Origin of the sequence: Neisseria shayeganii 871 (genome assembly GCF_000226875.1) — a bacterium.
GTDB classification, from domain to species: Bacteria; Pseudomonadota; Gammaproteobacteria; order Burkholderiales; family Neisseriaceae; genus Eikenella; species Eikenella shayeganii.
The window spans coordinates 990,340-1,003,241 of sequence record NZ_JH164926.1 but is presented as its reverse complement, the minus strand read 5'-3'; the positions used below and the strand labels follow the sequence as shown (position 1 = coordinate 1,003,241).

Here is a 12,902-nt window from a genome sequence, read left to right as displayed (position 1 = left end):
GATCGGCTGGGTATGTAATTAATTAAATCGAAACAGCTCTAGCCAGAAACACGGCCAAGGCAACCGAGGTAAAGCCGAGGGTGCAGGCAATTTTCAGCGCATTGCCGCGTACGAGATCGTAATGCAGCAGGCCGACCAAAATGGGCAGCATCAGAAAGCCAACGCCTGCCTGCACAAATCCGCCGTACACGCCGGCGGCAAATAGCCAAGCGGCGGCTCTCGGGGTTTCGCGCACCGTCTTGGCGTGGCGGCCTTCTCCCGCCAGCAGCAGATTGGGTTTGACCGCCATCAGGGTGGCGACCGCCAACATGGCGCCCAACAGCAGCGGCTTCAGTAGGCTGTTGGGCAGGAAGGCGGCCAACAGGGAGCCGAGCAGGCCGCCGGCCAGGGTGGGCAGCAGGATGCCGCGCAAATCGGCGGTGGGCATTTTGCCCGCCTTGGCAAAACCGCGCAGGCCGGTAAGCGATTGCAGGAAAATACCGACCCGGTTGGAGCCGTTGGCGATGTCGGGCGGGACACCGAAAGCCATCATCATCGGCAGGGTCAGGTTGGAGCCGCCGGCTGCCATGATGTTGATGATGCTGGCGGCAATGCCGAGCAGGAAAATGGCCAGATAGTGCCAAAAGGTGAAGTCGGTCATCGTATTCGGCGTTGGGGAGCAGGCGGAGGATGGGGAGACGAGATGCCTTGGTTCAGCGTAAAGCGGCACATTCGCCGTTATCGAAAAGCAGCGTTTTTTCCGGCCAGCGCAGGGCGGCGAGGCGGTACGCCTGCGGATCGCCGCCGTGGCGGCGGCTGCGCCAGCGGGCGCCGACGGCGTAGTCCACGCAGTAGGCGTTGCGGCTGGTGCCGAGCGGGCTGTCGGCGGCTTCGTCAAACAGGCGGTTTTGGCCGAGGTTGGGCCAGCGGCGCCAATAGTGGCCGAAAGCAACGGCGGTGGGGCCGTGGTAGGTTTGCCACCAAGGCAGGCGGGTGGTGAAGCGCCAGCGGCCGTTGGCGTAGAAAGGGGCATTCACCGCGGTTTCGATGCCGCTGACCAGGCTGCGGATGGGGTTGCTGCCGTTGCGGTGGAGGTCGTATTGGGCGGTGCCGGGCAGAAAAGGCAGTTCGGCATCGGGCTGCTCTATCTGGGCGGCATGGGTTTCTTGCTCTTTCAGGTAGCCTGCATACCAATCGGCTTGTTTGGCTTCCTCTTCCATACGTTGCTCGAAGAAGCGGTAGAGGCCGGGCAGGGTGTCGGCTTGATGCAGATTGGCGCGGATGTCGTCAAGGGCGTCGGGCAGCCAGGCGGCGTGAACGATGCGGATGTCGTCTCGCAGCAGAACCAGCGGCCATTGTGCCAACCGTTCGGCCAAAGCGGTTTTGTCCGGTTCGGGGTGGTGCCGCCAGGGAGCGTATTGGCGGGCATCGCGTTCGGCCCGTTCGGGGAAATACCAGCCGGAACCGTCTTTCGGGTCGTGGGTGATGAGGTTGATTTCGTGGTTGCCGAGCACGGCTTGAGCGCGGCCGTTGGCCATCCATTGTTCAACCAGCGCCAAAACAGCAGGGCTGTCGGGGCCTCGGTCGCAGAGGTCGCCGACAAATACCGGCAGCCGGTTGTGCGGGTGGCTGCCGTCGGTTCGATAACCCAAGTGGTGCAGCAGGGAAAGCAGGGCGTCGATTTCGCCGTGGACGTCGCCGATGATGTCGAGCGGCTGGCCGGCGGGTAGGGTGCGGAAAAGTTGTTCGGCTTGCATAGCGGGCATCGGAAAAAGAGAAGCACGCCCGAAGGCGTGCTGGCAGGAAACTTTAGAAGGTGCCGCCGGATTGGTTCACCATATAAGCGACGGCTGCTTCTACTTCGGCATCGGAGAGGCTGGGGTCGCCGCCTTTGGCCGGCATGGTTTTGAAACCTTGGATGGCGTTTTTCAGCAGGGTTTCGCGGCCTTGGGCAATGCGCGGCGCCCAGTCGTCGTTATGGGTGATTTTGGGGGAATTCGGGAAAGTGGAGTTGGCGGCGTGGCAGGCAACGCACAGTTTGTCGAACACGGCTTTGCCGGTAGCCGAGCTGTCGCCGGCTGCGGCGCTTTGTTCGCTGGAGGCAGCGGCTTCTCCGCCTTCGCTCTGTACGGCCGGTGCGTTGAAGCTGGCACCGGATTCGTTGGCCATGTAGGCAACGGCGCGGGCCACTTCGTCATCGGTCAGCGTGGTGTCGCCGCCGCGAGCGGGCATCGAGCCGCCTTGGGGGCCGACGAAGCCGTCGATGGCGTGTTTTACCAAAGTCTCAAAACCTTTGGCAATGCGGGGCGCCCAATCGGCGTTGTGGGTAATTTTGGGAGAGAAGGCCACATTGGAATCGGCGCCGTGGCATTGGATACAAACTTTGTCGAAGACCTGCTTGCCTTCGCGTTGGCCCACAGGCGTACCGTCGCCGAGCAGCAGGCCGCCGGCCGGTTTGATGCGGGTTTCCACAGCGTTGGGATTCATGTCTTCCACATCGCTGTAGTAACCGCCGGTAGCCAGTTTAACCAGGAAAAACAAGACGGCAAGCAAGATGACGATGCCGCCGATTAGGGTAGTCAGAGCAGAGCCTTTTACGCTGTTTGGGTGAGAGTTCATTTGAGGTGGGCCTCGCCGTTTTGGTGGTGATTGCTGTGTTATAAAACCGCAGGTTGGGCGGCGTGCGCCGCTCGGCCGCGTGTTCTGATTTCTGTAAACGGGTTTACAATATTTTGCGGGATTATACTGAATTCGGTAGGGGTTTCCAATCGCAAAATTTGGCTTAACTCAAAAAAGGCGGAAATATCGGGCAGCATCGGCGAGAAAATTGTTTTGCCTTGTCGGCCGTTTTGCGCTAATCTTACGCCCCTTAAGCACCCATAGCTCAGTTGGAAGAGTGTCAGTTTCCGAAGCTGGAGGTCACAGGTTCGATCCCTGTTGGGTGCGCCATTTTTGATGAAAAGCAGCCTTGGAGGGCTGCTTTTTTGCATTGGCCGCTTCAGTAGCGAGGCAGTTCGGGGTCGATGAGTTGCGACCAAGCGTCGATGCCGCCGCTGAGGTTGTACAGTTCGTCAAAGCCGGCGTGTTCGAGAAAACGGGCTACCTGAAGGCTGCGGATACCGTGGTGGCAGTACACCACGATGGCTTGGTCGTCGGGCAGCTCGTTGTGGCGCAGCGGTACCAGATGCATGGGGAGGTGCAGGCTGCCGGGCAGGCGGCAGAAGGCGACTTCATCGTCTTCGCGCACGTCGAGCAGGATGAAGCGGCGTTGTTCCTGCTGCCATTGCTGCAGGGTGTGTACGGATAGGGGTTGGATGGCGGACATAGCGGCAGAAGGTGTGTGCGTTTTTCAGGTAGCCTGAGACCTTTGCAAAACCCCCATCTGCGGCGCATTTCTGCGTTGTGCGCTGCTCGCTCGCTTGCCTATCTATATGATATGTCTGCGTTCGCTGCGCTGCTACGCCTTGAACTGCATCCACATCTGAGGGTTTTGCAAAGGCCTCAGCCTGAAGGAAGGACTGCCCCCAAGTGTGTGGTGGCAGATGAAAGAACAGCCCCGGCGCCAAGGCGGGGCTGTTTGCTGTGGCTTAGAAGCGGAAAGCGCCGGGCGCGGGTGTGGCCTTGCTGTGCAGCGCCGGGGCGACGGTGTCGAACATCACGGTTTCGCTGAAGGTGTCGCTGCCGGTGCGTTCGACCAAAGTGGCGCGCATCACCGGGGCTTCGCCAACGATGACGGCCATGCGGCCGTGTTCGGCCAATTGCTGTTTCAATCTTTCCGGCATGAGCGGGCAGGAGCCGCCCACATAAACGGCGGAGAAGGTGTCGCCCAAGCCGTGCAAGCCGTCAAGTACGCGGAATTCGACATTGGTGATGCCCAGTTCGGCCAATACGGCGGCAGCGCGTTGCTGCTGGGTTTCGTCGAGATCGACGCTGATCACGCGGCCGGCCAGGGTGGCGAGCAGGGCGGTGGCGTAACCGGAGCCGGTGCCGATTTCGAGCACGGTATCGGATTTTTGCAGCTTGAGGCCTTGCATCAGGCGGGCGATGACTTTGGGCTCCAGCATCTGGCCGCCGTTGGGCAGGCGCAGGGCGGTGTCGGCATAGGCATAGCCGAGTTGCTCGGGCATCACGAAGCGTTCGCGCGGCAGGTCGGACAGGGCATCGAGGATGTCGAAATCGAGCACGTCCCACGGACGGATTTGTTGCTCGACCATATTAAAGCGTGCTTGTTCGAAATTCATGGTGGACTCCGCAGATTGGGGTGGCCGGATGAGAATGAAAACGCGCAATTATAGAGCGTTGCGTCGCTAAAGGCTACCTGAAAGCAGGCGATGCGTTTCAGGTGGCCTTTAGCGGCCGCTTATGGGCTGTTTGCAAACAGGTGGCGGCTGAGCAAGGCGCAGACGGCTTCCAAGCCTTGGGCGTCTGTTTCGTCGAAAACAGCGGGGGTGTCGGCATCGGCGTCCAGTACGGCGCACACTTCGCCGGCAGCATTGAAAACGGGCACGACGATTTCGGAACGCGACAGGGAGGAGCAGGCGATGTGGTCGGGATGGGCGTGGACGTCGGGCACAATTTGCGTTTGCCGTTCGGCCCAGGTTTGGCCGCATACGCCGCGGCCGTAAGGAATGCGGGTGCAGGCCAGGGGGCCTTGGAAGGGGCCGAGCACCAGCTCTCGGCCGCGGACCAGATAAAAGCCGATCCACAGCCAGCCGAAGCTGTGTTTGAGCACGGCGGCGGTGTTGGCCAGATTGGCGGTTACATCGGTTTCGCCACTGATGAGGGCTTCGATTTGGGGCAGCAGTTCGGCATAGCGCCCGGCTTTGTTTTGGGCGGAAAGGTGGAGTTCGTGCATGGTGCGGGGTGGGAAAGGGAGGTTTTAGATTGGCCGGTTAGTCGGAACAAACCGCCCTCAGGCTACCTGAACGGCCGCGGGGCGCGGTTCAGCTAGCCTGGGGGCGGGATAAGGGGTTTAGTCAACCAGTTTGATTTGGCCGTTCATCACGCCGGCGTGGCCGGGGAAGGTGCAGAAGAATTTGTATTCGCCATCCGCGCTCAGTTTGCTGATGGGGAAGGTGACGCTGGTTTCTTCGCCGCCGCCGATCATGTTTGTGGCGGCAATCACGCGCTCGTCGTCGGGTTTCAGGTAGCCTTTGTCTACGCCGGCACTGATGCCGTCGCTATTGACGCCGTTCATGTCGCCGGCTTTGGTGATCACGATGTTGTGGCCCATGGCGGCTTTGGGCATGGTGCCGGTGTGTTTCAGGGTGATGGTGAAATCGGCACAGCTTTTCGGGATGTTGATTTCTTTGGTGTTGTATTGCATGGCGTCGCCGGTTTCTACGGCCACGGTACAGCCGGTGGCGGCTGCGGCGGCAGGAGCGGAGGCTTCGGAAGCGGGGGCTTCAGAAGCGGCATGGTGGCTGTGGTCGGCCGGTGCGGAAGCGGGTGCTGAGGCGGCCGCAGGGGCAGAAGCCGCAGGCGGGGCGGAAGGGGCAGACTCGCCGCCGCAAGCAGCAAGGATCAGGGCGGAGGCCAATAAAGCGGGCAAATAGGTTTTCATGATGCTTCCTTATGGTTGGGGGAAATGAAGGGAAACCGAGGCAGCGCCGGAGCCGGCGTCGGTTTCCAGAAAAATAAATAATAAAGAGTGCAGCCCGTTTATACGCCTTCGGCCGAGAAGCGTCAAATTTGCGGCGGATAGGGGGGCTATGGCGTAAGGGTGTGTCGGGCAGGCGTAAAAAGAGACGGCCGAAAGGCCGTCTAAAACATCACAGATTACAGAAGAATCAGGAGAATTGGTTCATGGTGTTGTCTTTGCCGCCGGCTTTCAGCGCGGCTTCGCCGGCAAAGTACTCTTTGTGGTTGTCGCCAATATCGGAACCGGCCATGTTTTGGTGCTTCACGCAGGCGATGCCGTTGCGGATTTCCTGGCGTTGAACGTTTTTCACGTAAGCCAGCATGCCTTCTTCGGCGAAGTAGCCTTTAGCCAAAGTGTCGGTAGACAGAGCGGCGGTGTGGTAAGTCGGCAGGGTGATGAGGTGGTGGAAGATACCGGCTTGGGCGGACGCATCTTTCTGGAAGGTGCGGATGCGTTCGTCGGCTTCTTTTGCCAATTCGCTGTCGTCGTAATCGGCGCTCATCAGTTTGTCGCGGTCGTAAGCGGAAATGTCTTTACCGGCTTCTTTCCATGCGTCGAACACTTGCTGGCGGAAGTTCAGCGTCCAGTTGAAAGACGGACTGTTGTTGTATACCAGTTTGGCGTTCGGGATGGTTTCGCGGATTTTGTCCACCATCTCTTTGATTTGGCCGATGTGCGGTTTTTCGGTTTCGATCCACAACAAATCCGCGCCGTTTTGCAAAGAGGTGATGCAGTCCAATACCACACGGTCGATGCCGGTGCCTTTGCGGAATTGGAACAGGTTGCTGGGCAGGCGGGTCGGCTTGATGGTTTTGCCGTTGGTGTTCACGATCACGTCGCCGGGTTTCACTTGGCTCAGGTCGGTAATTTCTTCGCCTTCCAAGAAGCTGTTGTACTGGTCGCCCAAATCGCCCGGTTCGGCGGAGAAGGCGATTTGTTTGGTCAGGCCGGCGCCCAGAGAGTCGGTGCGGGCAACGATCACGCCGTCATCCACGCCCAATTCCAAGAATGCGTAGCGAACGGCATTGATTTTGGCCAAAAAGTCCACATGCGGTACGGTGACTTTGCCGTCTTGGTGGCCGCATTGTTTTTCGTCGGACACTTGGTTTTCGATTTGGATACAGCAAGCGCCGGCCTCAATCATTTTTTTCGCCAACAGATAAGTGGCTTCGGCGTTGCCGAAACCGGCGTCGATGTCGGCAATAATCGGCACCACGTGGGTTTCAAAGTTTTCGATTTTATTCAGGATTTCTTGTTCTTTGGCTTTGTCGCCGGCAGTGCGGGCGTTGTCCAAATCGGTGAACAGCAGGTCCAGTTCGCGGGCGTCGGCTTGGCGCAGGAAGGTGTACAGTTCTTCAATCAGCGCGGGCACGGAAGTTTTTTCGTGCATGGATTGGTCGGGCAGCGGGCCGAAGTCGGAACGCATGGCGGCCACCATCCAGCCGGACAGGTAGAGATAGCGTTTGTTGGTGGTTTTCTGATGTTTTTTGATGGAGATCAGTTTTTGCTGGGCCACGAAGCCGTGCCAGCAGCCGAGCGATTGGGTGTAGTTGGCGGAATCGGCATCATACTCGGCCATGTCGCGGCGCATGATGGCGGCGGTGTATTTGGCAATGTCCAAGCCGGTTTTGAAGCGGTTTTGCAGGCGCATGCGGGCAACGTATTCGGGGTTGATGGCATGCCAGCCCTTACCGGCTTCGGTTTGAACCTGTGAAGCGGCTTTGATTTGGTCTTGATATTGAGACATGATGCAATCCTTTGTTCTGATTAGCGTTTTATATGGTTTCTGCGTTTGTTGCAGTGCAGTAAATGTACCCCTTTTTTGCGGCTTTGGCTAGCCCCGGCCGGATGTCGGCACCAGTGTTCGCAAGCCCACAAAAACGAATGTTTGCTTTTCGTTTCGTGTGCTTTGGCAGCAGCAGGGTAAGGCCCGGGATGGGGATGGTTTCGTTTGTGATGAAAAAACGGTGGTGTTGGGGTTCGAGAAAACGGTTTTGAGGCTTTTTCGGCAGAGAAAAAATCAGGCTGGGGTGAAAAATTTTATTCAAGATTCTGATTTATTTTTAAAAATAATTTTTCTGTGCCCGATAGGGGCAATGAATCTAATGTGCGTTATGGAATAGGAAGGTGAGCAGGGCGGCAAAAATTCAGGCTGAGACCTTTGCGAAACCCCCATCTGCGGTGCATTTCTGCGTTGTGCGTTTATGCCCTATGGGTACTGCTCGCTCGCTTGCCTATCGTGTGATATGTCTGTCCCACGGGGGTTCCTAGCGTTCACGCTCGCTGTGCTGCTACGCCTTGAACTGCATCCACATCTGAGGGTTTGCAAAGGTCTCAGGCTACCTGAAAGATTTCAGGTAGCCTGAAGCGGGCGCGGCGGCCGATTTTAGGCGGCGGTTTGGGCCGGGGGTCGGCGGCGGCCGAACCAAATCATGCCGATCAGGCCGAGTATCATCATCGGCAGGCTCAGCCATTGGCCCATCGACAAGCCCAATGACAGCAGGCCGAGGAAGTCGTCCGGCTCGCGGGCGAATTCGGCGATGAAGCGCGCCACGCCGTAGCCGAGCAGAAACAGGCTGGCGGTTTGCCCGTCGGGGCGGGGTTTGCCGGAAAACCACCACAGCACGGCAAACAGCAGCAGGCCTTCAAGTGCGGCTTGGTAGAGTTGGGAGGGGTGGCGCGGCAGCATGCCGTATTGTTCGAACACCGCCGCCCAGCGTTCGGGGTCGGCCAATACCAGTTGGCGGTCGGCTTCTGCAGCTTGCGGGAAGCCCATGGCCCAGAAGGCGTTGGGGTCGGTAACCCGGCCCCATAATTCGCCGTTGACGAAGTTGCCGCCGAGGCGGACGGCAGCGAAGCCCAGCGGGGTAAGCGGGGCGATGAAGTCGAACACTTTGAGTACGCTGATGCGGTATTTGCGCGCAAACAGCACCATGGCAATCAACACGCCGAGAAAGCCACCGTGGAAAGACATGCCGCCCTGCCAAACCTTGAAAATTTCCATCGGATGGGCAAAGTAGAAGTCGGGCCGGTAAAACAGCACATAGCCCAGACGGCCGCCCAAAATCACGCCCAATACGCCCCAAGTAAAGAAATTATCGAGCATTTCTTGGGTGAAAACGGTGTGGCCGGCGCGGATGCGGCGGCGTCCGAGCCACATGAACAGTATGAAGCCGACGATAAAGCTGACCGCATACCAGCGGATGGCCAGCGGGCCGAATTCGATGATGGCCGGATTGAATTGGGGGTGAATCAGCATGGGGGCGCCCAATCGGTGGAAAGAGCGGCATTATATAGCGGAATGGCGGCGGGCGGGGAGCCGATGCCGTCAGGAAGAGGAAGGGGCGGGGATATGGGAGGAGGTTTGATAAGTACCTTTTCAGGTAGCCTGCATAGGAAAGAGGCTACCTGAAAACGGGAGAGAATATTGAATAGGATTAATAAACGAACTGCTTAACTGCCGTACATTTCGGCCAATACGGCCAGCACGGCCTGGTTGTGCTCGGGCAGGCCGATGGTGATGCGCACGCATTGGTCGAGCAGCGGATGGGTGCCGTGCAGGTTTTTAATCAGGATGTTGTGCTCGTAGAGCTTGTCGAACAGGGCTTTGGCATCCGGCACGCGCAGGGTGAGGAAGTTGGCTTCGCTGGGGAAATCGCGGATGGCGGGGTAGGCGTGCAGGGCGGTGCGCATCCGTTCGCGCTCGCCTTTGAGCTTGTTGATGTTTTCGGTGATGAAGGGGCGGTATTGCAGGGCAAACTCGGCGGCGGCCAGGCTGAGCTGGTTCATATTGTAGGGCGGGATGATTTTTTTCAGCTCGTTGATCAAGGCCGGTGTGCCGCTGGCGTAGCCGATGCGCAGTCCGGCGAAGCCGATTTTGCTCAGGGTGCGCAGCACCACCAGATTGGGGATTTTGCCCGCTTCGCCGAGGAAACTGTCGGAAGAGAAGGCGCCGTAGGCTTCGTCCACCACCACAATGCCGGGTGCGGCATCAATAATGGCCTGCACTTTTTCGCGGGCGAAGCGGCCGCCGGTGGGGTTGTTCGGGTAGGCGATGAACACCAGGGCCGGCTGGTGTTCTTTGACTGCGGCCAGCATGGCGTCCAAGTCCATGGTGAAGTTTTCGCGCAGCGGCACGCCGATGAATTCGAGGCCGAAAAATTCGGCATTCACACGGTACATGACAAAAGACGGGGCGGGCGCCAGCACTTTGGCACCGGGCTTGGACACCAACATGGTGAGCCGCTCGATCAGCTCGTCGGAGCCGTTGCCCAGCACTACATCGGCTTCGTCCGGAATTTGGTAGGTGTCGCGCAGCACTTGCAGCAGGCCGCAGGTGGCGGGGTTGGGATAGAGGCGGATCGGCGCTTCGGCCAAGGTGCGGCCGAGCTCTTTTTTCATGTCTTCGGGGTAGTCGTAAGGGCTTTCCATGGCGTCCAGCTTGATAAAGCCGGCCGGTACGTCGGCCACCTGATAGGCGCGCATATTGCGGATGTCGTTGCGGATGCAGTCGAGATGACTCATGATTTCTCCTTTGTTTGTAGCTGTCTGAAGCGAATACGGTTTCGTCTCGCCCGGCGGGGCCGGGCAGAAAAAACCATACTCGGCGGAAACCTTTTCCGCCTGATTGCGGCGGCAATTTAGCAGATTTTCCGAAAGGCGGCTATCTCGTCCGAGCAAGCGCAAGCGCCGCCGGACGGATGTTGCAGAGCAACATAAGGCAGACGTTCCGGCTACCTGAAAATCCTGCTTGACCGCTTAAATTTGCTTGGCAACAAATCGGACTAGCAGGCATAATTGGCAAGGGTTTGCGGGCATTTGTCTGCCCGTTTCGCCGGCATGGTGCGGGAAGTGCCGCTCATTACGGCGGAACGGTTGGTTCCGCTGCGGATTTCCGAAATGGAATCGCCTACTTAATCATTCTTAATGTGAAGGATATACCATGAAAAAACTTGCTTTAGTTTCCGTATTGGCCGCTTTGTCCGTGCCGGCTTGGGCGGCAGACAGCTACCTGAGCAGCGCGCAGGAAATCAACCGCAACACGGTGAAAGCAGCCGATGCCCAAGCCCGTCAAATCCAATTGCGCCATCTGAATCTGAAAGCAGGCGAAACCGGCCGCACCACCCTGAACGTGCAGGCAGGCAAAACCTACACTGTATTCGGCGATTGCGACACCGACTGCAGCAACATCGACATGACCGTCAGCCTGAACGGCACCGAGGTGCACAGCGAGCGCGGCGGCAGCGATGCGCCGGTATTCTCATGGGTGGCCGACAAGAGCGGCGCTTACCAAGTGGAAGTGTTGATGAAAGACTGCAGCGATTCGCGCTGCCGTGCCCACGTGCAGGCGTTTGAAGGCACCCAAGTGGTGAGCAGCGGCGGCAGCGGCGGCGATTGGTTGCCGGAAGCGCAGAAAGTCAACCGCAACAAGATTCTCGAAGCCGACCCCACCGCCGTAGAGCGCCCGATTTTCACCCACAGCTTGGCCGAAGACGAAAAACACAGTGAAACCGTGCAGCTGACCGCCGGCAAATACTATGCCTTCTTTGCCGATTGCGACACCGAATGCAGCGACATCGACCTGACCTTGAGCCGCGGCAGCCAAACCATCCGTTCGCTCACCGACTCGGGCGACGCCCCCGAATTTGTTTGGCGCGCCAGCCAAAGCGGGGAGTACAAGCTGACCGTATCCATGGAAGATTGCGATACCGATAAGTGCCGCTACAGCACCCAGATTTTCGAAAGCAACAAAGACTTGGACACTTCTTTGGTAAACGCCCATAAAACCAACCGTGAAGTGGTGCAACACAAAGACGCGAGCGCCCGCGAGCTGATGTTGCGCGAAACCCGTCTGCCGCAAGGTCAAACGCTGACCATTCCGTTGAATCTGCGCGCGGGCAAGGTCTATACCTTCTACGGCGACTGCGACAATGCCTGCTCCGACATTGATTTGACACTCAGCCGCAACGGCCGTGAAGTGAAAAGCGATACGATGGCGGACAGCGTGCCCTTGTTCAGCTGGCGCGCCAACCGCAGCGGTGCTTACACCGTGACCATTCCGATGAAAGAATGCAGTACCGAAGATTGCGCCGTGAGCGCCCACATCTTCGAAGGCAGCAAAATGGTTTACGAAGATTAATCAAACCCGTCTTTAACTTTCCCCGGTCAGGCTACCTGAAAACGAGCGGCGCCAATGTCTGCTCAGCCGAAATCTTCAGGTAGCCTGATGCGGAAGGAAAGCCATAAAAACCGATAAACTGGGAGTAAAGACCATGAAGATCATGAAAACATGGGGTTTGGGTGTGCTGCTGGCCTTGGCCGTATTGCCGGCACAAGCCGATGTGCTGCAGGAAGCGCACGATGTCAACCGCGAAGTGGTGGCAAACGCCGATCCGGGCGCCAAAGAACTGTTTTTGCGCCGCACCAACCTGGCGGCCGGGCAAGTGTTCACCCTGCCGGTGACCATGCGCGCCGGTAAGGTGTACACCTTCTACGGCGATTGCGACCAAGCCTGTTCCGATATTGATTTGTCTTTGAGTCACAACGGACGTGAATTGCGCGCCGACAGACTGGTGGACGACCAGCCGCTGTTCAGTTGGCGGGCCACCCGCAGCGGCACGCATACGCTGCATTTGAGCATGGAAACCTGCTCCCGTTCCCGTTGTGCCGCCACTGTGCATGCCTTCGAAGGCAGCGTGGTGATTTATGAGGCCGATCACAGCCAAGCGGCCGAGTAAGCGGCGGGGGTTGCGCCACCGGCACCAAGGCCCCCCATTTTTATCTTCTGACTGGTTTTGACCCATGCGCAAACTGTTTCTGTTTTTCTTGCTGTTCAGCGCCGCGGCATCGGCCAAGAGCGATTGGCTGTTGCAGGCGCAGCAAATGAACAGCGATATGATGAGCAAGGAAGACCCGTCCGCCAAGCCGCATCAGGTCATCAGCGGCAGCCTGCCCAACGGGCAGTCGCGGCCTTATCAGATTGAGCTGAGCGCCGGCCGGCATTATACGTTTTTTGCCGATTGCGACCGCCGTTGCAGCGACATCGATCTGCTTTTGCTATACGATGGCAGTGTGCTGAAGGCCAATCAGGAAAGCCATGCTTTTCCCGTATTCGGCTGGCAGGCTGCGGAAAGCGGCAGCCATACCTTAACCGTCAATATGGAGCAGTGCGCCGCTACGGTGTGCGATTACAGCATTCAGGTATTTGAAGGGCGTAGAAAAGTGTTTTAAGCATTCGAGCTACCTGAACCAAAAAAATCCCGCACGGACGAATCTACCGTGC

14 protein-coding genes and 1 tRNA gene are annotated in these 12,902 nt (G+C 58.3%); 4 read left to right on the top strand and 11 right to left on the bottom strand.

The features are described from left to right. Window positions 1-22 precede the first annotated feature (22 nt). From HMPREF9371_RS04600 to HMPREF9371_RS04590, 3 genes are read right to left on the bottom strand one after another with little or no spacing between them, the layout of a single operon-like run. Window positions 23-640: a sulfite exporter TauE/SafE family protein gene (locus tag HMPREF9371_RS04600; RefSeq protein WP_009118772.1), complete on the bottom strand. Its 618-nt coding sequence runs from the start codon at window positions 638-640 to the stop codon at window positions 23-25. 52 nt (window positions 641-692) lie between these two features. After that, window positions 693-1,736 carry a metallophosphoesterase gene (locus HMPREF9371_RS04595; RefSeq protein WP_009118771.1) on the bottom strand — a complete coding sequence of 348 codons (1,044 nt, stop codon included), beginning with the start codon at window positions 1,734-1,736 and terminating at the stop codon, window positions 693-695. A 52-nt stretch (window positions 1,737-1,788) separates the two neighbouring features. Then, on the bottom strand, window positions 1,789-2,598 hold the full coding sequence (locus tag HMPREF9371_RS04590) for a c-type cytochrome (protein WP_009118770.1): 810 nt from the start codon (window positions 2,596-2,598) through the stop codon (window positions 1,789-1,791). Between the two features lie 254 nt (window positions 2,599-2,852). Here HMPREF9371_RS04590 and HMPREF9371_RS04585 point away from each other — a divergent pair. Continuing rightward, window positions 2,853-2,928: transfer RNA gene (locus HMPREF9371_RS04585), tRNA-Arg, on the top strand. A gap of 49 nt (window positions 2,929-2,977) precedes the next feature. Here the strand turns inward: HMPREF9371_RS04585 and HMPREF9371_RS04580 are convergent. The 8 genes from HMPREF9371_RS04580 to hisC all read right to left on the bottom strand — a co-directional run bounded on the left by HMPREF9371_RS04580 (window position 2,978) and on the right by hisC (window position 10,144). After that, complete coding sequence (locus tag HMPREF9371_RS04580; protein WP_009118768.1) at window positions 2,978-3,304, bottom strand: rhodanese-like domain-containing protein; 327 nt, start codon at window positions 3,302-3,304, stop codon at window positions 2,978-2,980. A gap of 262 nt (window positions 3,305-3,566) precedes the next feature. Continuing rightward, window positions 3,567-4,220 carry a protein-L-isoaspartate O-methyltransferase family protein gene (locus HMPREF9371_RS04575; protein ID WP_009118767.1) on the bottom strand — a complete coding sequence of 218 codons (654 nt, stop codon included), beginning with the start codon at window positions 4,218-4,220 and terminating at the stop codon, window positions 3,567-3,569. Between the two features lie 119 nt (window positions 4,221-4,339). Next, a complete protein-coding gene (locus HMPREF9371_RS04570; protein WP_009118766.1) occupies window positions 4,340-4,834 on the bottom strand; it encodes a GAF domain-containing protein in 495 nt (164 codons plus the stop codon). A gap of 117 nt (window positions 4,835-4,951) precedes the next feature. Continuing rightward, the gene (gene azu / locus HMPREF9371_RS04565) at window positions 4,952-5,542 is read right to left on the bottom strand and encodes an azurin (protein ID WP_009118765.1); all 591 of its coding nucleotides are present in this window, start codon (window positions 5,540-5,542) and stop codon (window positions 4,952-4,954) included. 226 nt (window positions 5,543-5,768) lie between these two features. Then, a complete protein-coding gene (locus HMPREF9371_RS04560) occupies window positions 5,769-7,367 on the bottom strand; it encodes an isocitrate lyase (protein ID WP_009118764.1) in 1,599 nt (532 codons plus the stop codon). A gap of 28 nt (window positions 7,368-7,395) precedes the next feature. Beyond that, a complete protein-coding gene (locus tag HMPREF9371_RS12515) occupies window positions 7,396-7,668 on the bottom strand; it encodes a hypothetical protein (protein ID WP_156786993.1) in 273 nt (90 codons plus the stop codon). A 338-nt stretch (window positions 7,669-8,006) separates the two neighbouring features. Further along, window positions 8,007-8,879 carry a prolipoprotein diacylglyceryl transferase gene (gene lgt, locus HMPREF9371_RS04550; protein ID WP_009118762.1) on the bottom strand — a complete coding sequence of 291 codons (873 nt, stop codon included), beginning with the start codon at window positions 8,877-8,879 and terminating at the stop codon, window positions 8,007-8,009. Between the two features lie 194 nt (window positions 8,880-9,073). Further along, the gene (hisC, locus tag HMPREF9371_RS04545; RefSeq protein WP_009118761.1) at window positions 9,074-10,144 is read right to left on the bottom strand and encodes a histidinol-phosphate transaminase; all 1,071 of its coding nucleotides are present in this window, start codon (window positions 10,142-10,144) and stop codon (window positions 9,074-9,076) included. 418 nt (window positions 10,145-10,562) lie between these two features. Between hisC and HMPREF9371_RS04540 the strand changes: the two genes are divergently transcribed. The 3 genes from HMPREF9371_RS04540 (at window position 10,563) to HMPREF9371_RS04530 (ending at window position 12,850) form a co-directional block, all read left to right on the top strand. Next, on the top strand, window positions 10,563-11,759 hold the full coding sequence (locus HMPREF9371_RS04540; RefSeq protein WP_009118758.1) for a hypothetical protein: 1,197 nt from the start codon (window positions 10,563-10,565) through the stop codon (window positions 11,757-11,759). Between the two features lie 133 nt (window positions 11,760-11,892). Beyond that, entirely contained in the window at window positions 11,893-12,357 is a 465-nt protein-coding gene (locus tag HMPREF9371_RS04535; protein WP_009118757.1) for a hypothetical protein, read from the top strand. A gap of 64 nt (window positions 12,358-12,421) precedes the next feature. Beyond that, complete coding sequence (locus HMPREF9371_RS04530) at window positions 12,422-12,850, top strand: hypothetical protein (RefSeq protein ID WP_009118756.1); 429 nt, start codon at window positions 12,422-12,424, stop codon at window positions 12,848-12,850. Window positions 12,851-12,902: the final 52 nt, after the last annotated feature.